Raw genomic sequence first — 22,235 nt, 5'->3', positions numbered from 1 at the left:
CACATTAATAAAATTGATGCATGCCCACGCTCGATCTCGAATTGCTGCGCTCCTTCGCGGCCGTCGTCAGCCTCCACAGCTTCGCGGCCGCGGCGGTACACCTGGGGCGCACGCAGTCGGCCATCACGCAGCAGATGCAGCGGCTGGAAGAGCAGATCGGCCATCCGCTGTTCGTCAAGCAGGGGCGGCAGAAGCGGCTGACGGAGCACGGCGAGAGGCTGCTCAGCTACGCGCACCACATGCTGGCGCTGAACGACGAGGCGCTGCGTAGCCTGCGGCAGGGGCAGCTCGAAGGCAACCTGCGCATCGGCGCGCCGCACGACGTGGCCGAAACCATGCTGCCGCTGCTGCTGGCCGAGGTGGCGCGCACCTCGCCGCTGCTGCAGCTCGACATCCACATCGGCCGCAGCCCCTACCTGATGACCTCCCTCAAGAGCGGCGAGGTCGACATGATCATCTCCAACCGCGCCGACGCGCAGTCGCAGTTCGAGGGCGTGGTGCTGCGCAACTCGCCCACCGTGTGGCTGTGCGCCGCGAGCTACGTGCACGATCCGACCAAGCCGGTGCCGCTCATCATGGCCGACGGGCCCAGCATCTTCCGCCGCATCGGCCACGAGGCGCTGGACACGGCGGGCGTGGCCTGGACGCCGCGCTACACCTCGTCGAGCCTGATCGGCATCAAGGCCGCGCTGCGCGCCGGGCTCGGCGTGACGGCGCGCGGCGTGGAGCAGCTCGATGCCGGCCTGCGCGTGCTGGGCGCGGGCGACGGCATGCCGAGGCTGCCCGACCTGGCCTACTACCTCTACGTGCGCAGCCACGTGGTGAACCCGGTCACCCGTCAGGTGTTCGAGACGCTGAAGAAACACCTGCGGCTGCCGCGCACGGACATGCCGGCATAGCGAAGAAGGAAAAGGGAGCGCGGCCCCGGGCCCGCTATGTACCGGTCGCGGCGCCCGTCATCGCGTAGCTGCCGCGCCCGCCCTGCTTGGCCCGGTACATCGCCTTGTCGGCCGCGGCGAGCAGGTCCTGCGGCGTTTCGCTTCCGTTGCCCAGGGCGATGCCGATCGACGCGCCGATGGCCATGCCCGCCAGCTCCTGCGGCAGCGGCTCGGCGATGGCGTCGACGCATCGCTGCGCCAGCACCTGTGCGCCCTGTTCCGCGGGCGCCTTGAGGCCGGTGGCGACCAGCACGAATTCGTCGCCGCCGATGCGCGCGACGGTGTCCGTCTGCCGCACCAGGCATTGCAGGCGGCGGGCGATTTCCCGCAGGGCCTTGTCGCCCGCCTCGTGGCCGAAGGTGTCGTTGAGGCTCTTGAATCCGTCAAGGTCCAGGTAGAGCACGGCCACCTCGTGCCCGTGCCGCCCGGCGTGGGCCAGCGCCTGCTGCAGCCGGTCGCGCAGCAGCTGGCGGTTGGGCAGGCCGGTCAGCGCGTCGTGGTGGGCGAGGTGGGCCAGCGCCTCCTGGTTGTCGACAAGCTTGGCCAGCAGGCGGTTGAAGGCCTGCGTCAGGTGCCCGATCTCGTCGTCGCGCACCACCCGCAGCGGCGCCAGCGCGAGTTCGCCGCGCGTCATGCGGTCGGCCTGGTCGGCGGCGCGGAAGAGCGGCCGCAACAGCCAGGCCATGATCAGGCCGATAACGATCAGCACCGCGGTCACTGCGGGCGCGCGCTGCTGCAGGATGAAGGTCTGCATGCGCGCCACCGGGGCCAGCGCTTCCGAGACCGGCAGCCGCGCCACCACGAACCAGCCCGCGCTGGGCACCGATGCGATGGCGGATATCTCGTCGATGCCCCTGGCGTTGCGCGTCGTGCCGCTGCCGCGAAAGCCGGCCATCGCGCGGTCGTGCAGCAGGTTCACCCCGTCGGCGGGCGTCGGCTTGAGGGACATCGAGACATCCGTCGAGGCGACGAACAGGCGGTCGCGCGGCGAGATCACCAGGATGCCGCCGTTGCGGCCCACGCGCCCTTCCTGAAGGTGGTCGAGCAGGCCGTCGGCCGTGAGGTCCGCCATGCCGAGCAGCACCGCCGTGACCTGGCCGGCGGCGTTGCGCACGGGCACGCCCATGGGCAGGGCCGAATGCTGCGAGGCCGTGGCGCGGGGCCGCCCGACGGCGCGCCGCCCGGCGGATGCCTCGGCGAATTCCGGAGTGTCCGTCGAGATCTGCCCGGTGTCGTCGAGCCGCTTGCCGTCCACCTCGGCGAGCGCCAGGCCCAGCGGGAAGAGGTCGCTGAGCGCGCCGCGCTCCGCCAGCCACGCATGCAGTTGCCGGGGCTGCGACAGGAGCTCGGGCGGCAGGGCGAGCGCCAGGCGCTCCAGGAAGGACAGCCGCTCGACGATGTAGTTGTCGACGTCGCGGGCCACGTAGGCGGCCAGCGCCGTCTGCTGCGTCGCCACCGACTTCGTCAGTTCCTCCCGCAGGAAGCGGCTGAGCTGGATGTAGCTGGCCGCGGTGCCCACGAGCGCCATCGCCAGGCCCATGACGAGAAGACGGAAAACCAGACTGTTGACGGATTTTCGGAAGGTCACGCTGGCGGCAGGTCTTGAAGCGGGGTGGTGCGGGACTGTATCCGAAGCGCTCCTGCTGCCCGTTCGGCGCCGTTTCGCGTGCCGTCCCTCGCGCCCTCCCGCGCGTCGTTGCCGCGCTGCCGCTCAGGTGCCCGTATTCACGCCGGAATGCCGAAGAAATGCTGCCGATAGCGCGGCGAAACCTCGTCCACGCGCAGCATCAGGGGCAGGTCGGCGGTGTTGAAGGCCACGTCGAGCGCGGGTGGCCCGAGCAGGCGCGCGCCGCAGCGCAGGTAGCCCTTGATGAGCGGCGGCGTGGCGGGCGCGGGCAGGTCGGTGTCTGCATCGGTGTCGGGCTCCGCGTCCAGCGGCAGCGCGATGCGCGGCTCCACGCGCCAGCGCGCCTCCACCAGGTGGGTGCGGCACAGCCGGTGCCACAGCCGCGCCGCGGCCGTGCCCTGGTCGTCCAGCCCGATGCTGGCGCAGCCGATCATGGTGTCGAGCGCGTGGTCGACCATGTACTGCCCGAGCGCGGTCCACAGCGCCATGATCACGCTGCCCGAGCGCCAGTCGGCGTCCACGCACGAGCGGCCCAGCTCCAGCGCGCTGGCCCGCAGCGGGGCGAGCGGCGCCAGGTCGAACTCGGTGTCGGTGTAGAAGCCGCCAGCGCGGCGCGCCGCCTGCGGCGTGAGCACGCGGTAGGTGCCGATGAGCGGGCCGGGGCCGTGCACCGGATCGACGGCACGCACCAGCAGGTGGTCGCAGAAGGCGTCGAAGCGGTCCGCGTCCAGCCCGGGCGGCGTGCCCTCGGGCGGCGTCAGCCGGGCGCCCATCTCCTGCGCGAACACGCGGAAGCGCAGGCGCTGCGCGTCGCGCACGTCCTCCTCGCAATCGGCCCAGCGGGTTTCCAGGACGGGCGCCTCGGCCGCGAGAGCCGTGAGCGAACGGTGGGGCAAGGCGTGCGGGGCGGTGATGTCCATGTGCGTGCGATGACTCGGTTGGAAGGTGCTCGGTTGGAACGTGCTCAGTTGGAAGGCGGATAGCGGTCGACCAGCCGGTTCTGCCGCCGGTTGAGCCGCGCGAGCGCCAGCAGGCCGATGGGCCGAACGCCGGCCCTGCGCTGCGCCGCGCCGATGGCGAACAGCAGCCGCTGCTTGGCGAAGACCATGCGCAGGCCCTGGATCACGCCGATGTCGGGGTCCCACGCCTCGATGGCCTCGGAGCCCGCGCCGTTGACTTCCATGATGGTGAAGCCGCGCCCGGCGGCGAGTTCGCGCAGGCTTTGGTAGCGCACGTCGAAGCGCCCGAAGCGGAAGTCGGGCATGTCGCGCGCGACGGCGTCGATGGCGCGCACCAGCTCCGGCGTGACGAGCGCGGCGCCGTTGCGGTAGAGGCCGCCCACGCGCGTCGAGCCGATGGTGGCCAGCCGCACCTGCTGCCCGGCGGCGGGCACGCTGTCCGGCGGCACGCTGCATTGGTGGCGCGGCGAGCGCGCGATGCGGCGGGCGCGCACGTCGGCCGCCACGAGCTGTGCGACGGTGCTGCGGCCGTCGCCCGTCACGCGCGGAAAGTAGCGCAGCGCCAGCCCGATGACGCGGCCCTCGTCGGTGACGGGGTCGCGGGCGTAGAAGATGCCGGCCTCGCCTTCCTGTGGCAGGTAGCGCTGCAGCACCACCGTTTCGTCCGCGGGGAAGGCGGCCAGGTAGGCGCGCAGCGCCGCCATGTCGGGCACCAGGCGCACGCCGTAGCCGCACAGGCCCAGGTCGGGCTTGGCGACCACGGGAAACGCGAGGCCGCTGGCGGCCATGGCCTGCCGCAGCGCGTCTTCGGTGGCCGTGCCGTCGTTGAGCACGCCGCAGTGTTCGGCCGTGACCGACCGCGCCAGCGGCCCCATGCCCCGGAAGTATTCGAGCTTGCCTTCGCCGGCCATCCCGCCGGAGGTGATGTGCGGATTGGCCGCCGTGGGCACGGTGGCGCCGCCGTAGCGCACCGAGAGCCACAGCCACTGCACCACCAGCGGCACGCAGATGAGCCACTTGGGCATGCGCTCCAGCACGCTGCACTCGCGCACCACGGCGAGCCGGGCGGTGTCGATGCCGAGATCGAGTCCGGCGGCCATCAGGCTGCCTCCGCGGCGCGGGTGGCGACAAGGCCCACCGCTGCGATGCGGTCGATGTGCGCGTACACCGGCCGCTCCAGTTCCTCGCCGAACACGTCGGGGTCGATCTCGGCGTAGGACCATTCCAGGCCCGGTGCCGCGAGCAGCGGCTGCATCTCCGCAAGGAACGGATCCTCGCCGTCGACCATCGCCACGCCGGTGTAGAGCAGCAACTGCCCGCCCGGTGCCAGCCGCTTCAGCGACTCCGCCGCGATGCGCACGCTGAGCGCCCGCCCCAGCCGCGCGCCGCCGTGGCGGTAGGCGCGCTGCGCAGCGTCGTCGAGGTAGGGCGGGTTCGACACGATCAGATCGAATTCGCCATCGACGGCCGACAGCGCATCGCCCTGCGCGAGCGTGACCTCGACGCCCGCCACCTCCGCGTTGATGGCCGTGTACTGCAGCGCGAGCGGGTTGATGTCGTTCATGACGACCGTCGCGGGCGTACCGGTGGCGGCCAGCGCACGCGCCACCGCGACGCCGCCCGCGCCGCTGCCGCAGCCCACGTCGAGCACGCGAAGAGACCGCCGCTGCGCCTCGCGCGAGGCCAGCGCATGGCGGATGAAGCGCGCGAAGCGGCTGGTGTCGGGGCCGAAGAACACCGCGTTCTCCTCGACCGTGGGATAGGCCGAGTGGAAGAACAGGTCGTCGCCCAGGCTGGCGATGCGCACCGTGCTGCGCAGCAGCGATCCCTCGCGCCGCACGATGCCGGCGCGCTCCATGCCGGCCAGCAGTTCCGGCGGCAGCGAACGCGCTTCGAACGGCAGGTTCCAGCCGAAGATGTCGCGCAGCGTGGCACCCGGCTCGCGTCCGCGCCGCGCCAGCACGCGCTGGTGCGTCAGCGGCGTGACCGCGGTGAAGCGGTAGCCGGTGGCCGCCACCTGTCGCAGCACGTCGGCCGCGTTCAGCATGCAGCGACCTCTTCTGCTTGCCGTAGCTCGGCGCTGTAGCGCTCGAAGCAGCGTTCGCCGCAGGCGAGCCGCATCAGCGCGCCCTCGGCAATGAACTGGCCGCAAGCCGGGTCGGCCTCCACAAGCGGCAGGATCACTTCGCGGTTCCATGCGCGGGAGTGCGACACGTCGAGCGCCGCATGCAGGTCGAAGTAGGCGCGCGCACGGCCACCGAGGCCCAGCCGCCGCATGCCGGTGGCCACCTGCTTCACGCGGCCGGGGGCCGTGAGCTCGATCACGCCGAGCGCGCCGATGGCATGGAAGGCATAGCGCCGCGTGGTGGCCAGCGCGACCATGGTGTTGGCCAGCGCCAGCGACTCCCACACCGTGGTGTCGATGGCCGGGTGCAGGTCGAGCTCGCGCACCATCTGCTCCAGCATCTGGCCGTGCATGGCGCTTTGCTTGCCGTGCCCCATCTCGTCCCAGAAGTTGCGCGCGCACTCCAGCTTGGGCTGCGGCGGCAGCTTGACCTGGGCATAGGCCAGCAGGTCCTCGAAGCCGGCCTCGCCCGCGGCCTCCTGCGTGAGGAACCAACGCATCTGCGGCAGCGTGGCCTCCTGCGCCAGCCAGTTGAAAAGCGGATGGCCCTGACCCGGCCCGGTGCGTTCCAGCGACTCGAACCAGGCGAGGAAATGCGCCGCGTTGCCGCAGGCCGCCGACGCGGCCGCCTGCACGGAGGCGCGCAGGCCTTCGATGAATTCGCCTTCAAGCAGGCGGCACGCATGCTCCTGTTCCAGGTCGTTCTTCCACCGGGGCGAAGGGATGCCGGGCCTCAGCCGTGCGGCGTTGAACCGCGCCAATCGGCGGTGAAGGGTGTCCGGGGTGTCGTCAACAGGCATGGCCGATCCTCGTCATCCGCTGGGCAAGGGGCCAGAGTGCGCCTTTGCGCGGCGGCTGTCCGTCAGACGGCGCCTACAGATTCACCCCCGAGTGCCGGGGGCAGGGTCAAACAGTCTCAGGTGGACCAGATGCGCGGCGTGGCCGGCGGCAGCCGCCACAGCTCCGTGCGCCATGCCTGCCACACCTGACGCAGCAGCAGCATCGCGGGCTCGACCACGGGCGCCAGCACCCGCAGCACTACCACTTCGGCGTGCGGGCTGGTCGCGCCGGCGCTTTCGGCCAGGGGGCTCGCGTCGAGCAGCGTGCGTGCGTGCGCGAGCAGGGCGTCGCGCCGGGCCCGCGCGATCGGCGAGCCCGCCACGAAGAAGAGCGAAGCCAGGCAGCGCTGGCCGCCGAGGCCGATGGGGCTTTGCAGCAGCCGGTGGTCGGCCGCGTCGATGCGCCCGCGCTCCAGCCAGACGCCGGGCACCTCGATGTGCTGCAGGTAGGTGCCGCGCTCGAAAGGCTGGCCGGCGTTGGGCAGGCCCAGCGCGGTCACGTCCCAGCCGATCAGCTCGGCGCCGGGCTCGGCCTCGATGCTGAGCCGGTTCTCGGCCCGGCAGCCGCTGTAGCAGATGGCTTCGAGCGGCAGCCATTCGAGGCGCGCGCCGGCAGCCAGGCGGATGCGCGTGCGCTGCAGCGCGAGGTCGCCTTCGGAGCGGTAGAAGCGCGATGCGCCGGGCGTGGTGATCAGCCCGTGGCTGCCATCGGCGCCCTCGACCTCGATGTCGAGCGTGTCCCCACCCACCAGCCCGCCCGGCGGATGCACCAGCACGTTGTGGCAGACCGCATCGCCCTCCGGATACAGGCTCTGCAGGATGCGCAGCGGCCCGTCATGGCGGAAGCGGGCGACGGTGCGTTCGGATTCGTGCTGGTAGGAGAGATGGAGACGGGCGTGCCAAGACATCCGGCGAGTCTAGTAGGGGTGTTTTCGTGGAACACCGCGGAACCGGCTTTGCCGGGCCGCAGGTGTTGCCCCCGGAGGGGGGTGGCGGAGCGACACGAAGTGCGCGCAGCCTGGGGGCGAGCCCAGTGCTACCGCGGAACCGGCTTTGCCGGGCCGCAGGTGTTGCCCCCGGTAGGGGGGTGGCGGAGCGACACGAAGTGCGCGCAGCCTGGGGGCGAGCTACTTCCACGCGCCGTCGTGCGCGGCGCTGGCCTCGTCGATGAGCGCCGGCCCGATGCATTCGATCGGATGCGGCGAAGCGCGGAACACGTCGCGGCACGACAGCTCCGCATCGCGCTGGTCCTGCCGTTCGCCGCGGAACACGCGCAGCCGCTCGGCGTCGATACCGAACACCACGCGGCCGATGTTCGACCAGAAGATCGCGCCCGCGCACATCACGCAGGGCTCGCCAGAGGCGTAGAGCGTGGCGCCCGCCAGTTCCTCGCGAGAGAGGCCACGCCCGGCCAGTGCGCGCAGCGCGTTGACCTCGGCATGGGCGGTGCAGTCGCCCGTTTCGGCATTGCTGTTGGCGGCTTCGGAGAGCACTTCGCCGGCGGCCGAGACGATCACGCAGCCGAAGGGCCGGTTGCCCCTGCGCCGCGCCGCGTGCGACCACACGATGGCCTTGCGCAGGTAGCGCCCGTCGCGTTCGTCGAGGGCGGTCTCCGGCGGATAGAAGGTGCCGATGCTGTTGCTGTCGATGGAGTCGTTCATGCCTTGGAGGATCTGGAAAGAGTGCGTTCGCTGCGCGATGGGAGCATCGAAGTGTTGAAGATGGCGTCGGACGCGGGCTTGACCTTCAGGCCGAAGACATCGGCAACCTCGTCGACCTGGTGCTCCAGCGTGAGCTTCCTGATGTCGCCGAGCCCATGGCCCTGCGTGTCTGCGGCGCCCACGTACTGGGCAGTGATGCCCCAGCGCTCGATTTCGATTTTCTCATCGAGGATGGGCTCGCGCTGCCGCATGGCCGCGATGCTCGGCGCCGGGTTGGCGAAGGTCTCGACGATGGCGCGGTTGCTCGCTCGCAGGAAGGCGGCCACCACCTTCGGGTTCTGCGCGATGAGGTTGCTGCCCGCGAGGATGGCGTTGCCGTACAGGTTCACGCCCGCGTCGGCGTACTTGAGAATCGACAGCTCCTCGGGCTTCATGCGCGCGAAGAGCGACACGGCCGAGTCGTGGAAGTAGGTGGCGGCATCGACGTCGCCGCGCACCATGACGTTGTCGCGCGCGCTGAAGTCGGTGGTCTGCCACTGGAAGGCATCGGCGCGCATGCCCTGCTTGCGCGCCACCAGCGGCCAGGCGCGGCGCGTCGATTCGACGGCGGCGGCCGCGACCTTCTTGCCCGCTAGGCTCTTGAAGTCGCTGGTGATGCCGCGGTCCTTGCGGCCGATGATCGCGAACGGTGCGCGGTTGTAGTACTGGTAGACCGCCTGCACCACCGGCGTGCCGGGGTTCTGGGCGTTGAACTCGACCAGCGAGCTGATGTCGCCCAGCCCCAGCTGATAGACGCCGCTCGCGATGCGCGTGATGGAGGCCACCGAGCCGGCGCCGGTGTCGATGCTCACGTCCAGGCCTTCGTCTTTGTAGTAGCCCTTGGCCAGTGCGAGGAAGAAGGGAGCGGTCTGCCCGTTGATGCGGAAGTCGAGCGTGAACTTGAGCGGGGTGAGCTTGCCGCCCTGCGCGAGCACGGCGGGGGCGGCGATGGCTGCAATGGTCGCGGTACTGGCCGCGAGGAAGGATCGACGTTGCATGTGGGGCCTCGGAAGCTTCGTGTCTTGAATCCGGTCGCCTTTTCCCGGTGAAGGAAGAAGGGCTGCGGGCATTTCAAGAGCAATTTCCGGGCGGGCGCACAGTCGTGGTGCGTGCGCTGCTGAACGCTTCTACTCTTGCGCTCGGTGATGCACGAGGCATGCCAAGGGCTCTGGTCGTGCATTGGTCGGGTATTTGTGAAGGGGCTTGGTGCGGCGCGGCCGAAGCGCCACAATCCGGGCGCGCAACTTGCAAGGCAGTCTGCGCAGAGTAGAAGCGTTCAGCCGCGCGGTGCCTCACGCATCCCGGCGGGAAATTGCTCTTTCACGTTCGTCCCCACACGACCACAGAAGGAGTCCGCGCATGCTCGTCACCCGTCAACCCGTCTTCCGCAAGTTCTGGCATGCCGTCATGCCGCTCACCGAACTGGTCAACGGCCCGAAGCCTTTCAGGCTGCTGGGCGAAGACATCGTCCTCTTCATCGATGCCGACGGCCAGCCCGCCGCCCTGCGCGACCGCTGCTGCCACCGCACCGCCAAGCTCTCCAAGGGCTGGTGCGTGGACAGCGAAGGCCAGGCCTGCGGCACCGGCGCGATCCAGTGCGGCTACCACGGCTGGACCTACGACCGCAGCGGCCAGGTCATCCGCATCCCGCAGTACGAAGCCGACCGCAAGATCTCGCCCGAGTACCGCACCACGGCCTACCGCTGCACCGCTCGCTACGGCTACGCATGGGTGGCGCTGGAGGAGCCCATCGCCGACATCCCGGCCATTCCGGAGTTCGACGACCCGGGCTACCGCACCATCTTCCAGTTCTACGAGGAGTGGCAGACCAGCCCGATGCGCGCGCTGGAGAACTCCTTCGACAACTCGCACTTCAGCTTCGTGCACCGCGCCACCTTCGGCGTGGCCGCGAGCCCGAAGCCGAGCAAGTACGAGCTGGTGGAGAACGATTCGGGCTTCTACGCCGAGACGGTCATCGAGGCGACCAACCCGGTGAAGTTCCACGCGATCAGCGGCGTGACCGACCCGATCACCACGCGCCACATGCGCAACGCCTACTTCCTGCCGTTCTCGCGCCGTCTCGACATCGAGTACCCGAGCGGCGTGCGCCACATCATCATCAACTGCTTCACGCCCATCGACGACGGCCGCATGCAGTTGTGCCAGTGGCTCTTCCGCAACGACACCGAGGCCGACTGCACCGCGCAGATGCTGATCGACTTCGACGAAGCCGTGACGCGCGAGGACAAGGACATCCTCGAATCGACCGACCCCGACGCGCTGGTCGACACGCGCCGGCGCGGCGTGGAGTACTCGATGGAGTCGGACCGGCCGGGCATGCTGATCCGCAAGCACCTGATGCAGCTGCTTGCGAAGCACGGGGAGGCGGAGGTCTATCGCGGGATGGACGACAGCACCGTGATTCCCATTGCAAAGGCCGCCTGAGCGGCCCCTGCATCAAGCCGGCGCGGTCGTGGGGTTCGGGCGCGCTGCGCGCGACGAGCCCGTTTCGTAGCGGTCCATCGCGAGGCCGTCGGTGCGGATCTCGGGGCGCTGGCCCATCACCATGTCGGAGATGAGCTTGCCGGAGCCGCAGGCCATGGTCCAGCCCAGGGTGCCGTGGCCGGTGTTGAGGTACAGGTTGGGGTAGCGCGTGCCGCCGACGATGGGGGTGCTGTCGGGCGTCATGGGGCGCAGGCCGGTCCAGAAGGTGGCCTTCGGCACGTCACCGCCGGGGAACAGGTCGGTTACGACCTTCTCGAGCGTGGCGCGGCGCGCCGGGTTCAGTCGCAGGTCGAAGCCGCCGAGTTCGGCCATGCCGCCCACGCGGATGCGGTTGTCGAAGCGCGTGACGGCCACCTTGTAGGTTTCGTCGAGCACTGTCGATTGCGGCGCCAGTGATTCGTCGACGAGCGGCACGGTCAGCGAGTAGCCCTTGACCGGGTATACCGGAATGTCCAGGCCCAACGAGGCGATGGCGGCGCGCGAGTAGCTGCCGAAGGCCATCACGTAGCGGTCGGCCGTGAGGATCTTGCCGGCGCTGGTGCGCACGCCGGTGATGCGGCCGCCGTCGGTTTCGAGCGCGGCGATGGTCTGGCCGAAGCGGAAGTCCACGCCCATTCCGTGTGCGATCTCTGCGAGGCCGCGCGTGAAGAGGTGGCAGTCGCCGGTTTCGTCGTTGGGCAGGCGCAGGCCGCCGGTGAGGCGGTCGCGCGCGCCGGCCAGCGCGGGCTCGATGCGGGCGAGGCCGTCGCGATCGAGCAATTCGTAGGGCACGCCGCACTCTTCGAGCACCGCGATGTCGCGCTGCACCGCATCGAGCTGGGCCTGCGTGCGGAACAGCTGCAGCGTGCCGCCGGTGCGCTGCTCGTACTGCAGGCCGGTGTCGGCGCGCAGCTGCTGCAGGCAGCCGCGGCTGTATTCGGCCACGCGCATCATGCGTTCCTTGTTCACCGCATAGGCCTCGGGCGAGCAGTTGCGCAGCATGGCGGCCATCCAGCGCAGCTGGAACAGCGTGCCGTCGGGGCGGATCGACAGCGGCGCATGCTTCTTGAACATCCACTTGATCGCCTTCAGCGGAATGCCCGGCGCGGCCCATGGCGTGGAGTAGCCGGGAGACACCTGGCCGGCGTTGCCGAAGCTGGTTTCCTCGGCGGGTCCGGCCTGCCGGTCGAGCAGGGTGACCTCGGCGCCCGAGCGGGCGAGGTAGTAGGCCGTGGTGGTGCCGATCACGCCGCCGCCGAGAACGATGACTTTCATGGTGTATTCGCCGATTCAGATGGAATGAAGGGAATCTAAAGTTCTCCAGGCAGTGGATTCCACTGATTTATTCGATTCGGCAGTGGAATACACTGCGGAGAACCTTCCAAGGCTGTCGCCGGAGTGAAATGCCCGAACTCGACCGCATAGACCGCAAGATCCTCGACGTCCTGCAGCGCCAGGGGCGCATCTCCATGACCGAACTGGCCGAGCACATCGGCCTGTCGGCCTCGCCCTGCGCCGAGCGCGTCAAGCGCATGGAGCGCGACGGCGTCATCACCGGCTACCACGCCCACGTATCGCCCGAGGCGCTCGACAAGACGCTGCTGGTGTTCGTCGAGATCAAGCTCTCGGCCAAGTCGGGCGACGTGTTCGACAAGGTCCGCAAGGAGCTGCTGCACATGCCCGAGGTGCTCGAATGCCACCTGGTGTCGGGCAGCTTCGACTACCTGGTGAAGGCGCGGCTGAGCGGCATGAGCGAATACCGCCACCTGCTGGGCGACATCCTCAAGAAGCTGCCGGTGGCGGCGGAGTCGCACAGCTACGTGGTGATGGAGGAAATCAAGGAAACGCTGATGCTGGCCGTGGACCGCTGAATCGCCGAACCGATGAGCACGAACAACGACGTACCCGACATCACGATCCGGCCGTGGCGCCTCGAAGACTTCGACGCGGTGAAGGCCATCCTCGACGACACCTTCGCCGGAACCTGGCTGCCGCAACTCACGCCCGAGGCCGCGCAGGCCTACCGCGACAGCGGCGCGCCCGTCGGCTACATCGACGAGAAGGGCCCGGACTTCTTCGTGGCCGAGATCGACGGCGAGGTGGTCGGCATGGTGCATTGGGAGCACGACTTCGTGCACGCCCTGCACGTACCGGCCAGGCACCAGCGCAAGGGCATCGCGAGGGCGCTGATGGCCTTCGCGGAAGAGGGCATGCGCGCCGACGGCGTGGAGCTCGCGCGGCTCGAAACAGACACCTTCAACACGCAGAGCCAGGGCTTCTACCTCGCGCTCGGCTACCGCGAGGCCGACCGCTACCCCGACCTCGAATGGCACAGCGGCTTCACCACCATCCTTTACGTGAAGACGCTTTCTCCCCTCACCGCAACCACTTCCCCGAGGAAACACGCATGAGCATCACGATCCGCCGCGACGGCATCACCGGCACCCGCCACATCCTGAAGATCCGCAACCACGAGATCCCGGTCGATGCCTCGCCCGCAGGCGGCGGCAGCGACGCCGGCCCAGAGCCGCACGACCTGTACGACGCATCGCTCGCGGCCTGCAAGGCGCTCACCGTGCTGATCTACGCGCGCCGCAAGGGTATCCCGGTGGAAGACATCGAGGTGGTGGTCGACCGCGACGACAGCGAGGAGCGCAAGGGCATCTATCGCCTCAAGTCGGGCCTGCGCCTGAGCGGCAACCTGAGCGAAGCGCAGCGCGACGAGCTGCTTCGCGTGGCCGGCAAGTGCCCGGTGCACAAGCTCATGACCGAGGTGAAGACCGAGATCGAGACCGGCTGGGCCGAGTGACTCGGTTTGCCGGCTTTGCCGGTCAATGCAGCGCCCGGCAAGTGCGCCCGTGCGCAGGCCCAGCGCACGGAGGGAACTGCGCGGCCTTTATCCGCGCCCTCACTTCGCCGCCTCGGCCCGCGTCCGCGCGGCCTCCACGCGCTTCGCATAGCGGTCGCCCCAATCGGCCAGCGGCGCGAGCGCCGCGTTGAGCGTGGCGCCCAGCTTCGTCTCCGAGTACTCCACGCGCGGCGGTACCTCGTGGAACACCTCGCGGTGGACGATGCCGTCGGTCTCCATCTCGCGCAGCTGCTGGATCAGCATCTTCTCGCTGATGTCGGGCAGCGCCCGCTTCAGCTCGCCGAAGCGCAGCGGCTGCACATGCAGCTCCCAAAGGATGACGGCCTTCCACTTGCCGCCGATCACGTCGAAGGCCGGGCCGATGCCGCAGTTGTAGGGTTTCCTGGATTTCATCTTCATCCCCGTCAGCAGGTAATACATACATTTTGGTAAGTACCTAACTTAATTGTAGGTACTTGACCGTTTGGAAGCCCGATTCCTACGATGCGTGCATCTTCACAAAACGCAACGAGCGAATCGTCATGAGCAGCAAGAGCACCGACACCAAGGAAGTTTCCGTTCTGGGCCTGGGAGCGATGGGCGAAACCATCGCGCGGCTCTACCTCGAGCAGGGCTACAGGGTGACCGTGTGGAACCGCACCACAGGCAAGGCCGACGCGCTGGTCGCGAAAGGCGCGGTGCTGGCGCGCAGCGCGAGCGAGGCGGTGCGCGCCGCGCGTGTCGTGGTGATGTGCGTCTACGACTACCGCGCGGCCGAGGCCATCTTCGCGCTCGATGGCGTCGCCGCCGCCATGGACGGCCGCCTGCTGGTGCAGCTGACTACCGGCAGCCCGCAGGACGCGCGCGATGCGCAGGCGTGGGCCAACGCACGGGGCGCCGCGTATCTCGAAGGCGCGATCCAGGCCGCACCCGACCAGATGGCCCAGCCCGACACGCCGCTGCTGGTCTCTGGCGCCAGGCCGGTGTTCGACGAAGCCCAGCCGTGGCTGAAGGCGCTGGCCGGCGGCATCGTCTACCTGGGCGAGGCCGCGAGCGCGGCGGCGGCCATGGACCTCGCCACGCTCTCCACCGTCTACGGCACGATGCTCGGCTTCATCCACGGCGCGCGCATCGCCGAGCACGAAGGCTTCGACGTGGCGGAATACGGCCGCATCGTCGCGGGCATCATGCCGACCTTCGCGGGCTTTCTTCAGCACGAGGGCTCCGTCATCCAGTCGGGCGACTTCGCCATCTCGCAGAGCCCGATGCGCATCTCGGTCGAGGCGACGCGACGCATCCTGCAGTCGGCGCAGGACTCGGGCATCGACACCGGCTTCCCGGCCTTCGCCGCCGGCATCTTCCAGCGGGCGGACGAGGCCGGCCTGGGCGGCGAGGAACTCGCGGCGCTGATCAAGCTGCTGCGTACGAAGGAGGCATCGGCGTCGCTCAGGCCCATGTCATGAACTGGATGGCGCGCAGCACCTCGGCCTCGCGCTCCATGATGAAGTCGCCGTGGCTGGCGTTGTCCAGCGTCAGGCGGTTCGGCGTATCGAGCGCCGACACGAGCTGGTTCGAATTCGTGATGGCCACGCGGCGGAAGATGCGCAGGTAGTCGGCAGCGTCTTTCTGTGTCTTCGCATCGAGCGGCAGCTCCAGCCACGGGAACATGTCGCGGTTGTCGGCGGGCAGGGCGGTCACGACCAGCGATGGCGCATGCACGGCCTTGTAGTCGGGTGAGAAAGAGTGTGCGGCTGTATCCATGGCGGTCTCCACTTCATCGGGGGTATTGAGGCGTACGCTTGCGTCGGTGCGTATGTCGATGGCGTCGCGCAGATTCGCTTCCAGCGCAGGCCACCAGTTCTTCGAGTTGCGCCGGAAGAAGGCGGTGGCGGCTTGCAGGGACCGGCCGTCGTCCGGCGTCGGCCGGGGCTCGTGGAGCAGGCGGTTGTCGGGCACTGTCTCGCCTGCGCTGTCGGCCTCGACGGTGTAGTCGAAGGTGGTGTCCAGGTAGACGAGGCCTTGCGTCCGTTCCGGATGCAGGCCCGCGAATCTGGTGAGCTCGTTGCCCGCGATCGAATGGCCGCCCAGCACCGCACGTCGCACGCCCAGCGCATCGAGCACCGCCTTCAGGTCCGCGACCAGCGTGTCGACCTCGTAGTACTGCGTGGCGGTCTTCACCGGCAGCGGCTTGTCCGAAAGTCCGTAGCCGCGCCTGCTGATGGCGATCACCCGTGATCTCGCGGCCAGCGCGGGCGCGAGGCTGTCGAAGTAGCGCGCATTGCCCCCGAGTCCGGCCAGCAGCACGAAGACGGGCCCCGTGCTGCTGCCGGGCGGCTGCCAGTCGCGCACCTGCAGAGAGACTTCGGGCGAGGCCGAGACCTTCACCCGGCGATCGATGACGACGGGCTTGCCGCCGGCGGTGCCGACCCCACCGGCTCCGCCAACCCCGACGCCGCCATGGCTGCCGCCGCCGCAGGCCGCGAGGCCCGCGACGCCGGTCAGTGCCATGGCATGAAAGAGGTCCCGCCGCCGGAGGCCGTAGCGGTCCGGTCGGGCAGTACGTGCGGGTAGCGAGGGCAGGCCATTCACTGGGGTGTTCCGTTTCCGTGTGCAGGGAATGGTTCCAGTGTCCCGGCCGCACCTGAAGAACTGCTTCGGCCTTCATGAAGATTTCCTGAAGTGCGGCTTCGGCGCTTGGCAGATACTTCCGCCACATTCCGGAAGCGGAGTGGTCAGTTCACGTGGAGGCTCATGAATCTCTTGCTTGTTGAGGACGACCTTGACCTCGGCAATGGCGTGCGCATCGCGCTGGCCAATCAAGGCATGGATGTGGTGTGGGTCCGCAGACTCGACGACGCCCTGCGCACCCTCGACGGCGGCACCTTCGACATGGTTCTGCTCGACCTCGGCCTGCCCGACGGCGACGGGCTCGACCTGCTGTTCCGCCTGCGCCGCGACCGCCAGATATTGCCGGTGCTGGTGCTCAGCGCGCGCGACGCGCTCAACGACCGCCTGCGAAGCCTGGACGACGGCGCCGACGACTACCTGGTCAAGCCCTTCGCGCTGGCCGAGCTGCTGTCGCGCGTTCGCGCGCTCGCGCGCCGCAGCTACGGCTTCAACGACGAGACCATCCGCATGCGCGGCCTGGCGATGCACGAGCCCACGCGCGGCGTGATCGTCGACGGCGAGCCGGTCGAGCTCTCGCGCTGCGAGTTCGACCTGCTGGCGCTCCTGCTCAAGCGCACCGGCCGCGTGGTCACGCGCCGCGTGATGGAAGAGCAGGTACTGCCCGGCGGCCAGGCCAATGGCAGCAACTCGCTCGAAGTGCACATCTCCAACCTGCGCAAGAAGATCGGCCAGGGCTACATCCGCACGGTGCGCGGCATCGGCTACGTGATCGACGTGCAATCGCTCGCGCGGAGCACGCAGAAATGATGCTGTCGCTGGCGCGGCGATGGAGGAACTGGATTCAGCCCTCCCTGATGCGGCGCCTGCTGCTCGCGCAGGCGGGCGTGGTTGCCCTGCTGTGGACCATGGTCATCGCGCTGCTGCTGTACGACTCCTACGAAGACCCCGAACTGCTGAAGCTCGACAAGATCTTCCACACGGTGATCGCCATCGCGCAGAACACGGCCGACCGGCCGGCCCGGCAGCAGGAGACCCTGGCCGCTTTCGATGCCGCGTTGCTGGAGGCCGTAGGCGACGGCAATGCGGCCTCCGACACCTCGCCGGTCCTGCAGGTGTGGCAGGGCGACAGGCTCATCTACCGCTCGACGGCCGCCGTGCCCGTCATTCTCAATACCATGCCCAATCGCATCGAGACCGTGAGCGCGGGGGGGCGTGAATGGCGCGCGCGCACCCTGGTTTCGACCACTTCGGACACCCGTGTGATGCTGGCCGAGCCCAGCATCTGGCGGCTGACCGTCACCATCCTCAATCGCGGCTACTACCTGCTGCCGCTGGTCATCAGCCTGCCGTTCCTGGTGTTTCCCGCATGGCTTTCGGTGCGCCTCGCGCTTCGGCCGTGGCGCCGTGTGAGCCAGGAAACGGCCGAGCGCGGGCCGGCCGACCTCACGCCGCTGTCGTACATGCCGCCGCACAAGGAGCTTCAGCCGCTGGTGCAGAGCATCAACAGCCTGCTGCAGCGCGTGCGCGACAGCACCTCGCGCGAACGCAGCCTGATCGCCGACGCCGCCCACGAGCTGCGCACCCCGCTGGCCGCGATGCGCGTGAACGTGGAGGCGCTGAAGGAGCAGAGCACCGACGAGCGCCAGCGCGAGCTCATGGGCAACCTGCTGCGCAGCAACGACCGCGCGGCGCGGCTGGTGGGGCAGCTGCTGCAGCTGATGCGCAGCGACGCGGTGTCCGACAGCGCGCTGCCCGTCATGCTGTCGCTCGACGGACTGGTGCAGGACCGGCTGGCCATGATCGAAAGCCTGGCCAGCGCCCGCGGGGTGGAGCTGGAACTCGAGTGCGAAGACAGCGTGCCGGTGCTCGGCGAGCGCGAAAGCCTGGTCTCGATGATCGACAACCTCATCAACAACGCCATCAAGTACAGCCCGACCGGCGGCACGGTGGTGGTGAGCGTGTCGCGCGATGGATCGCAGGCCCTGCTGACGGTGGCCGACCAGGGCCCCGGCATCCCGCACACACTGCGCGAGCGGGTGTTCGACCGCTTCTTCCGCAACCCCGACCAGAGCCAGAGCGGCAGCGGGCTGGGCCTGGCCATCGTCAAGTCGGTGGTCGACCGGCACGGCGGCGAGGTGAGGCTCGGCGAAACCGCGAGCGGCGGCCTGCTGGCCACCGTGCGGCTGCCGCTGGCCGTGGCCGAAGCGCCCCAACCCCTGCTGTGCAGCTGAGACCTCCCCGGTGCACGGACAAAGGGCATAGGAACGCGGTCAGGCCCGAATCGGGGCGAGGAATTACACTAGCCGGCGCTTTACAGGACGCTTTCCCATGAAGTGGGTCATTCTTGCCATCTTCGCGCTCAGCGCGCTCTACGTTCATTTCCGCGGCCAGGTTCGGCATCGCTTCTTCAGGCAGCTCTCCGATCACTCGACCTTCCTGGCGCCGCTGAACGTCTTCATGTACCTTTTCTCGAAGGTGCCGGGTACGCCCTACCTGTCTCCGGCGGAGTTCCCCGAGATGCGCGTGCTCGAGGAAAACTGGGAAGTGATCCGCGAGGAAGCCCTGGCCATGCGCAACGGCGGCAGCATCAAGGCCTCCAGCCAGTTCAACGACGTGGGCTTCAATTCCTTCTTCAAGAGCGGCTGGAAGCGCTTCTACCTGAAGTGGTACGACGATGCGCATCCCTCGGCCGCCGTGCTTTGCCCGCGCACCACCGAGCTGCTCAAGGGCATCGGCACCATCAAGGCCGCGATGTTCGCCGAGCTGCCGCCGGGCAGCCGCCTCGTGCGCCACCGCGACCCCTTCGCCGGTTCGCTGCGCTACCACCTGGGCCTGTGGACGCCGGGCGTCGAGGGCTGCTACATCGACGTGGACGGCCAGCGCTACCACTGGCGCGACGGCGAGGCCGTGGTGTTCGACGAAACCTACATCCACTACGCCGAGAACACGACCGACCACGACCGCGTGATCCTGTTCTGCGACATCGAGCGTCCGCTGAAGTACCGCTGGGCCAGCGCGGTGAACCGCTGGTTCGCGAAGAACCTGCTTGCCGCGGCCGCATCGCCCAACGATGCCGGCGACAAGACCGGCGGCCTCAACCGCGCCTTCAAGTACATCTACCAGATCCGCGTGGTCGGCAAGCGCCTGAAGGCGTGGGACAAGCGGGTGTACTACCTCGTGAAGTGGGCCATCTTCGGTGGCCTGGCACTCTGGATCTTCTGGTAAGGGCTCAGGCCTCGTTCCATGCCAGCCGGGCGCGCGTGGTGCCTGCCCGGCTCACGACGGCCGCCAGCAGCGTGCCGCCGAGCACGTCGAGCAGCACATGCTGGCGCGTCGCCAGCGTCGAGTAGACGATGCCCATGGCCCACAGCACGTTGAGCACGCGCACCCACGACGGCGCCCGCACCTCGCGAAGCTGACGCTCCAGCAGCACGGCGGTGAACACCGCGAAGGCCACATGCAGCGACGGGAAGGCATTGCCGCCCGCGTCGGCGTTCTTGAGGAACATCAGCGACGGGTATTGCGCCCAGTCGACCGCGAATGCCGGCACCGTCGTCGGAAAGAACCAGAACACCGCAAGGCCCACGCCCGCAATGAACGCCGCATCGCGCGCGCAGGCGCGCAGCCCGGCCCAGTCCTTCGCGAAGGCGGGCGGCAGCGAGATGTAGAACCACAGGGATCCGTAGAGAAGCATCGCTTCGTCGCTCACGCCCACCCAGTGGTCGAGCAGCATGAGCGGCATCACGGTCGGCTCCGAGGGCGGGTTGTGCATGACCCAGAAGTAGATGACGAAGAAGCCCGAGATGCCCACGGTGGTGCCGATCATCTTCGCCACCCAGAGCGTGGCGAAGCGACTGCCCAATGCCTGGTACCAGGGAACGCAAGGTGCGGGGAAGGAAGTCGCCGTGCGGGAGTTCATTGGCGCCCCAGCTTATGCAACTGCATTGCGTGAACATTGCGCCTTTCGCGAGAGGGCCTCTCCTAGAATGGCCGGCCTTTGGCCTCCCTTTTCTCCGTACTTCCGCTTCTGCTTCCTGCTCCATGAGAATCCTGCTCGTCGAAGACGAAGTCGACCTCGCGCAAGCCCTGGCCTCGGCGCTGCGGCAGAACCAGGCGGTGGTCGACGTGGCGGGCTCGCTGCGCGAGGCAGAGGACGCGGCGCTCTCGGCGCAGCACGACGTGATCGTGCTCGACCGCGGCCTGCCCGACGGCGACGGCCTCTCGCTGGTGGCCTTCCTGCGCGAGAACGGCATTCCCGCCGCCGTGCTGGTGCTCACCGCCATGACCGACGTGGCCGAGCGCGTGCTGAGCCTCGACGGCGGCGCCGACGACTATCTCGCCAAGCCCTTCTCGATGGACGAGCTCATGGCGCGCGTGCGCGCGCTGGCGCGGCGCCCGGCGGTGCGCGCCAATCTCGTCATGACGCTCGGGCAACTGCGCTTCGACCACCACACGCGGCAGGCCCACGTGGGCGAGCACAGCATCACGCTGCCGCGCCGCGAGCTGCTCGTGCTCGAGGCGCTGCTCGAGCATCGCGGCCGCACCGTGCTGCGCGAGGCGATGCAGGAGCGCGTGTACGGCCACGAGGACGAGATCCAGTCGAACGCGCTCGACACGCACGTGTCGCGCCTGCGCTCCAAGCTCGACAAGGCCGGCGCGCAGGTCGAGATCCACGCCATCCGCGGCGTGGGCTACCTGATCTGCGCGGCGCGTCCGGCGGCATGACCACGGCATGAGGCAAGGCCTGCTCTCGCTGCGCTGGCGGCTGATCTGGAGCCTGATCCTGCTGCAGGTGGTGGTCGGCGTGCTCGTGATGGGCGGCTTTCTCGGCCTTGCCTGGGTGCTGGGGCGCGTGGTCGACGAGACCGGGCAGGAGACCATCAAGGCCATCCAGCGCGCGCTGGTGCTGGCGCCCGATGGCAAGCTCGCGATAGAGCCCACGCCGGAGGTGCAGCGCCTGCGGGAGGCCGATCCGCCCTTCTGGTTCATCGCGCGCGACAGCCGCGGCTCGGAGCTGCGCAACGGCGAGGTACCGCCCGTCTACGCCAGGCTCTTCGATTCGCTTGACGGCATGGAGCGCATGGCCATCGACCCCGAGAGCGACAACACGCGCCCCAAGGCCCGCTTCGAGCGGGTGGAGACGCGCGCGGGCCCCGTGGCCCTGATGACGCAGACCGGCAGCCCGCTGACGGTGAAGAACACGCTCAAGGGCACGGCCATTGCCTTCCTGTTCCTGGTGGCGCCGATGGCGCTGGTGACCTGCCTCGGCGTGATCCTGGCCACGCCCTTCGTCGTGAAGCGCGGCCTCAAGGGCGTGGTGGCCACGGCCGAGCATGCCGAGAGCATCGACGTGCACGAGCGCACCACGCGGCTGCCGCTGGCCAATGTGGCGAGCGAGATCCGCCCGCTGGTCAACGCGGTGAACCGCGCCTTCGACCGGCTCAATGAAGGCTACGACCGGCAGGAGCGCTTCCTGGCCGATGCCGCGCATGAATTGCGCACGCCCATCACCACGCTGCAGATACATCTCGAAGGGGCTGCAGGACGGCCCGCTCAAGGTGAAGCTCATGCAGGCCTCGGCGCGGCTCGCCACGCTGGCCGAGCAGCTGCTCGACCTGCAGCGGCTGGACCGCATCGCCTCGCACGACCAGCAGGAGGTCGACCTGAAGGCGCTGTGCGAGCGCGTGGCGGGCGACATCGCGCCGCTGGCCATCATGAACCGCTGCACGCTGTCGGTGGAAGCGCCGAAGCCGCTGTGGGTGCGCGGCGACGCGCCCTCACTGGAGCGTGCGCTGAGCAACCTGATCCAGAACGCCATCGAGCACGGCGGGCAGGGCTGCGACATCCAGGTGCGGCTGTGGGAGCCCTCGGGCTTCGAGGTGCTCGACTCCGGCCCCGGCATTCCCGAGGCCGACCGCGAGCGCGTGGTGGCGCCGTTCCACCGGCTGGTGCCGCGAGGGCGCGGCGCGGGGCTGGGCCTGCATCTGGTGGCCGAAGTGGCGCGCCTGCACGGCGGCCAGCTCACCATCGGGTCGAGCGAATCGGGCGGGGCGAAGATGCGGCTCGAACTGAACCTTGCGGCCTGAA

General features: G+C 69.1%; 24 protein-coding genes. 11 read left to right on the top strand and 13 right to left on the bottom strand.

The genetic code is table 11. The annotated features are described in order from the left end of the window. Positions 1–20 precede the first annotated feature (20 nt). Positions 21–899 (top strand): LysR substrate-binding domain-containing protein, encoded by an 879-nt coding sequence (locus tag ACHMXA_RS25885; RefSeq protein ID WP_395316869.1) that lies wholly within the window; start codon positions 21–23, stop codon positions 897–899. Positions 900–933: 34 nt separating this feature from the next. Here ACHMXA_RS25885 and ACHMXA_RS25880 read toward each other — a convergent pair whose 3' ends face one another. From ACHMXA_RS25880 to ACHMXA_RS25845, 8 genes are all read right to left on the bottom strand, one after another. After that, positions 934–2,526, bottom strand: a complete 1,593-nt coding sequence (locus ACHMXA_RS25880) for a diguanylate cyclase domain-containing protein (protein WP_395316868.1) — start codon at positions 2,524–2,526, stop codon at positions 934–936. Between the two features lie 137 nt (positions 2,527–2,663). After that, positions 2,664–3,485: a GNAT family N-acetyltransferase gene (locus ACHMXA_RS25875; RefSeq protein WP_395316867.1), complete on the bottom strand. Its 822-nt coding sequence runs from the start codon at positions 3,483–3,485 to the stop codon at positions 2,664–2,666. Positions 3,486–3,529: 44 nt separating this feature from the next. After that, complete coding sequence (locus tag ACHMXA_RS25870; RefSeq protein WP_395316866.1) at positions 3,530–4,624, bottom strand: hypothetical protein; 1,095 nt, start codon at positions 4,622–4,624, stop codon at positions 3,530–3,532. Beyond that, positions 4,624–5,571 (bottom strand): methyltransferase, encoded by a 948-nt coding sequence (locus tag ACHMXA_RS25865; protein ID WP_395316865.1) that lies wholly within the window; start codon positions 5,569–5,571, stop codon positions 4,624–4,626. The genes ACHMXA_RS25870 and ACHMXA_RS25865 overlap by 1 nt, the downstream gene beginning before the upstream one ends. Next, positions 5,565–6,449, bottom strand: coding sequence for an iron-containing redox enzyme family protein (locus ACHMXA_RS25860; RefSeq protein ID WP_395316864.1), 885 nt, complete (start codon positions 6,447–6,449; stop codon positions 5,565–5,567). Before ACHMXA_RS25860 ends, ACHMXA_RS25865 begins: the two co-directional genes overlap by 7 nt. A 116-nt stretch (positions 6,450–6,565) precedes the next feature. Then, positions 6,566–7,396, bottom strand: coding sequence for an urease accessory protein UreD (locus tag ACHMXA_RS25855; RefSeq protein WP_395316863.1), 831 nt, complete (start codon positions 7,394–7,396; stop codon positions 6,566–6,568). A gap of 219 nt (positions 7,397–7,615) precedes the next feature. After that, positions 7,616–8,149, bottom strand: coding sequence for a nucleoside deaminase (locus ACHMXA_RS25850; protein ID WP_395316862.1), 534 nt, complete (start codon positions 8,147–8,149; stop codon positions 7,616–7,618). Then, positions 8,146–9,186: an ABC transporter substrate-binding protein gene (locus tag ACHMXA_RS25845; RefSeq protein ID WP_395316861.1), complete on the bottom strand. Its 1,041-nt coding sequence runs from the start codon at positions 9,184–9,186 to the stop codon at positions 8,146–8,148. Before ACHMXA_RS25845 ends, ACHMXA_RS25850 begins: the two co-directional genes overlap by 4 nt. A 361-nt stretch (positions 9,187–9,547) precedes the next feature. On the opposite strand from ACHMXA_RS25845, the gene ACHMXA_RS25840 reads away from it, so the two are divergent. Further along, complete coding sequence (locus tag ACHMXA_RS25840) at positions 9,548–10,633, top strand: Rieske 2Fe-2S domain-containing protein (protein WP_395316860.1); 1,086 nt, start codon at positions 9,548–9,550, stop codon at positions 10,631–10,633. 12 nt (positions 10,634–10,645) lie between these two features. On the opposite strand, the gene ACHMXA_RS25835 is transcribed toward ACHMXA_RS25840, so the two are convergent. Continuing rightward, on the bottom strand, positions 10,646–11,947 hold the full coding sequence (locus ACHMXA_RS25835) for a D-amino acid dehydrogenase (protein ID WP_395316859.1): 1,302 nt from the start codon (positions 11,945–11,947) through the stop codon (positions 10,646–10,648). Positions 11,948–12,075: 128 nt separating this feature from the next. Between ACHMXA_RS25835 and ACHMXA_RS25830 the strand changes: the two genes are divergently transcribed. The 3 genes from ACHMXA_RS25830 to ACHMXA_RS25820 are packed head-to-tail and all read left to right on the top strand — an operon-like array spanning position 12,076 to position 13,481. Next, the gene (locus ACHMXA_RS25830) at positions 12,076–12,543 is read left to right on the top strand and encodes a winged helix-turn-helix transcriptional regulator (protein ID WP_395316858.1); all 468 of its coding nucleotides are present in this window, start codon (positions 12,076–12,078) and stop codon (positions 12,541–12,543) included. Positions 12,544–12,555: 12 nt separating this feature from the next. Beyond that, complete coding sequence (locus ACHMXA_RS25825) at positions 12,556–13,083, top strand: GNAT family N-acetyltransferase (RefSeq protein ID WP_395316857.1); 528 nt, start codon at positions 12,556–12,558, stop codon at positions 13,081–13,083. After that, complete coding sequence (locus ACHMXA_RS25820; RefSeq protein WP_395316856.1) at positions 13,080–13,481, top strand: OsmC family protein; 402 nt, start codon at positions 13,080–13,082, stop codon at positions 13,479–13,481. The genes ACHMXA_RS25825 and ACHMXA_RS25820 overlap by 4 nt, the downstream gene beginning before the upstream one ends. Positions 13,482–13,580: 99 nt before the next feature. On the opposite strand, the gene ACHMXA_RS25815 is transcribed toward ACHMXA_RS25820, so the two are convergent. After that, positions 13,581–13,934: a helix-turn-helix domain-containing protein gene (locus ACHMXA_RS25815; protein ID WP_176662848.1), complete on the bottom strand. Its 354-nt coding sequence runs from the start codon at positions 13,932–13,934 to the stop codon at positions 13,581–13,583. 128 nt (positions 13,935–14,062) lie between these two features. On the opposite strand from ACHMXA_RS25815, the gene ACHMXA_RS25810 reads away from it, so the two are divergent. Then, the gene (locus ACHMXA_RS25810; protein ID WP_395316855.1) at positions 14,063–14,983 is read left to right on the top strand and encodes an NAD(P)-dependent oxidoreductase; all 921 of its coding nucleotides are present in this window, start codon (positions 14,063–14,065) and stop codon (positions 14,981–14,983) included. Here ACHMXA_RS25810 and ACHMXA_RS25805 read toward each other — a convergent pair. After that, positions 14,967–16,028: an alpha/beta fold hydrolase gene (locus ACHMXA_RS25805; protein WP_395316854.1), complete on the bottom strand. Its 1,062-nt coding sequence runs from the start codon at positions 16,026–16,028 to the stop codon at positions 14,967–14,969. The genes ACHMXA_RS25810 and ACHMXA_RS25805 overlap by 17 nt on opposite strands. A gap of 243 nt (positions 16,029–16,271) precedes the next feature. Between ACHMXA_RS25805 and ACHMXA_RS25800 the strand changes: the two genes are divergently transcribed. The 3 genes from ACHMXA_RS25800 (at position 16,272) to lpxO (ending at position 19,373) form a co-directional block, all read left to right on the top strand. After that, positions 16,272–16,955, top strand: coding sequence for a response regulator (locus tag ACHMXA_RS25800; protein ID WP_176662845.1), 684 nt, complete (start codon positions 16,272–16,274; stop codon positions 16,953–16,955). Further along, complete coding sequence (locus ACHMXA_RS25795) at positions 16,952–18,379, top strand: sensor histidine kinase (protein ID WP_395316853.1); 1,428 nt, start codon at positions 16,952–16,954, stop codon at positions 18,377–18,379. The genes ACHMXA_RS25800 and ACHMXA_RS25795 overlap by 4 nt, the downstream gene beginning before the upstream one ends. A 97-nt stretch (positions 18,380–18,476) precedes the next feature. Further along, the gene (gene lpxO / locus ACHMXA_RS25790) at positions 18,477–19,373 is read left to right on the top strand and encodes a lipid A hydroxylase LpxO (protein ID WP_395316852.1); all 897 of its coding nucleotides are present in this window, start codon (positions 18,477–18,479) and stop codon (positions 19,371–19,373) included. A 4-nt stretch (positions 19,374–19,377) separates the two neighbouring features. On the opposite strand, the gene ACHMXA_RS25785 is transcribed toward lpxO, so the two are convergent. Next, the gene (locus ACHMXA_RS25785) at positions 19,378–20,067 is read right to left on the bottom strand and encodes a phosphatase PAP2 family protein (protein WP_395316851.1); all 690 of its coding nucleotides are present in this window, start codon (positions 20,065–20,067) and stop codon (positions 19,378–19,380) included. Positions 20,068–20,189: 122 nt separating this feature from the next. Here ACHMXA_RS25785 and ACHMXA_RS25780 point away from each other — a divergent pair, with 122 nt between their 5' ends. Then, a complete protein-coding gene (locus ACHMXA_RS25780) occupies positions 20,190–20,873 on the top strand; it encodes a response regulator (protein ID WP_395316850.1) in 684 nt (227 codons plus the stop codon). Positions 20,874–21,188: 315 nt separating this feature from the next. Here the strand turns inward: ACHMXA_RS25780 and ACHMXA_RS25775 are convergent, their stop codons facing one another. After that, positions 21,189–21,593, bottom strand: a complete 405-nt coding sequence (locus tag ACHMXA_RS25775) for a hypothetical protein (RefSeq protein WP_395316849.1) — start codon at positions 21,591–21,593, stop codon at positions 21,189–21,191. Positions 21,594–21,637: 44 nt separating this feature from the next. On the opposite strand from ACHMXA_RS25775, the gene ACHMXA_RS25770 reads away from it, so the two are divergent. Beyond that, complete coding sequence (locus tag ACHMXA_RS25770) at positions 21,638–22,234, top strand: sensor histidine kinase (protein ID WP_395316848.1); 597 nt, start codon at positions 21,638–21,640, stop codon at positions 22,232–22,234. The last annotated feature ends 1 nt before the right edge of the window (position 22,235 follow it).

It is taken from the genome of Variovorax sp. UC74_104, from assembly GCF_044055375.1.
GTDB lineage: Bacteria > Pseudomonadota > Gammaproteobacteria > Burkholderiales > Burkholderiaceae_C > Variovorax.
This window is presented reverse-complemented; position numbering and strand designations above follow the sequence as displayed.

Bases quoted from the DNA above. Each gene is read 5' to 3' on its own strand.
- ACHMXA_RS25885 (WP_395316869.1), top strand. From the start codon at position 21: ATGCCCACGCTCGATCTCGAATTGCTGCGCTCCTTCGCGGCCGTCGTC.
- ACHMXA_RS25875 (WP_395316867.1), bottom strand. From the start codon at position 3,485: ATGGACATCACCGCCCCGCACGCCTTGCCCCACCGTTCGCTCACGGCT.
- ACHMXA_RS25870 (WP_395316866.1), bottom strand. From the start codon at position 4,624: ATGGCCGCCGGACTCGATCTCGGCATCGACACCGCCCGGCTCGCCGTG.
- ACHMXA_RS25865 (WP_395316865.1), bottom strand. From the start codon at position 5,571: ATGCTGAACGCGGCCGACGTGCTGCGACAGGTGGCGGCCACCGGCTAC.
- ACHMXA_RS25860 (WP_395316864.1), bottom strand. From the start codon at position 6,449: ATGCCTGTTGACGACACCCCGGACACCCTTCACCGCCGATTGGCGCGG.
- ACHMXA_RS25855 (WP_395316863.1), bottom strand. From the start codon at position 7,396: ATGTCTTGGCACGCCCGTCTCCATCTCTCCTACCAGCACGAATCCGAA.
- ACHMXA_RS25850 (WP_395316862.1), bottom strand. From the start codon at position 8,149: ATGAACGACTCCATCGACAGCAACAGCATCGGCACCTTCTATCCGCCG.
- ACHMXA_RS25845 (WP_395316861.1), bottom strand. From the start codon at position 9,186: ATGCAACGTCGATCCTTCCTCGCGGCCAGTACCGCGACCATTGCAGCC.
- ACHMXA_RS25840 (WP_395316860.1), top strand. From the start codon at position 9,548: ATGCTCGTCACCCGTCAACCCGTCTTCCGCAAGTTCTGGCATGCCGTC.
- ACHMXA_RS25835 (WP_395316859.1), bottom strand. From the start codon at position 11,947: ATGAAAGTCATCGTTCTCGGCGGCGGCGTGATCGGCACCACCACGGCC.
- ACHMXA_RS25830 (WP_395316858.1), top strand. From the start codon at position 12,076: ATGCCCGAACTCGACCGCATAGACCGCAAGATCCTCGACGTCCTGCAG.
- ACHMXA_RS25825 (WP_395316857.1), top strand. From the start codon at position 12,556: ATGAGCACGAACAACGACGTACCCGACATCACGATCCGGCCGTGGCGC.
- ACHMXA_RS25820 (WP_395316856.1), top strand. From the start codon at position 13,080: ATGAGCATCACGATCCGCCGCGACGGCATCACCGGCACCCGCCACATC.
- ACHMXA_RS25815 (WP_176662848.1), bottom strand. From the start codon at position 13,934: ATGAAATCCAGGAAACCCTACAACTGCGGCATCGGCCCGGCCTTCGAC.
- ACHMXA_RS25810 (WP_395316855.1), top strand. From the start codon at position 14,063: ATGAGCAGCAAGAGCACCGACACCAAGGAAGTTTCCGTTCTGGGCCTG.
- ACHMXA_RS25805 (WP_395316854.1), bottom strand. From the start codon at position 16,028: ATGGCACTGACCGGCGTCGCGGGCCTCGCGGCCTGCGGCGGCGGCAGC.
- ACHMXA_RS25800 (WP_176662845.1), top strand. From the start codon at position 16,272: ATGAATCTCTTGCTTGTTGAGGACGACCTTGACCTCGGCAATGGCGTG.
- ACHMXA_RS25795 (WP_395316853.1), top strand. From the start codon at position 16,952: ATGATGCTGTCGCTGGCGCGGCGATGGAGGAACTGGATTCAGCCCTCC.
- lpxO (WP_395316852.1), top strand. From the start codon at position 18,477: ATGAAGTGGGTCATTCTTGCCATCTTCGCGCTCAGCGCGCTCTACGTT.
- ACHMXA_RS25785 (WP_395316851.1), bottom strand. From the start codon at position 20,067: ATGAACTCCCGCACGGCGACTTCCTTCCCCGCACCTTGCGTTCCCTGG.
- ACHMXA_RS25780 (WP_395316850.1), top strand. From the start codon at position 20,190: ATGAGAATCCTGCTCGTCGAAGACGAAGTCGACCTCGCGCAAGCCCTG.
- ACHMXA_RS25770 (WP_395316848.1), top strand. From the start codon at position 21,638: ATGAATTGCGCACGCCCATCACCACGCTGCAGATACATCTCGAAGGGG.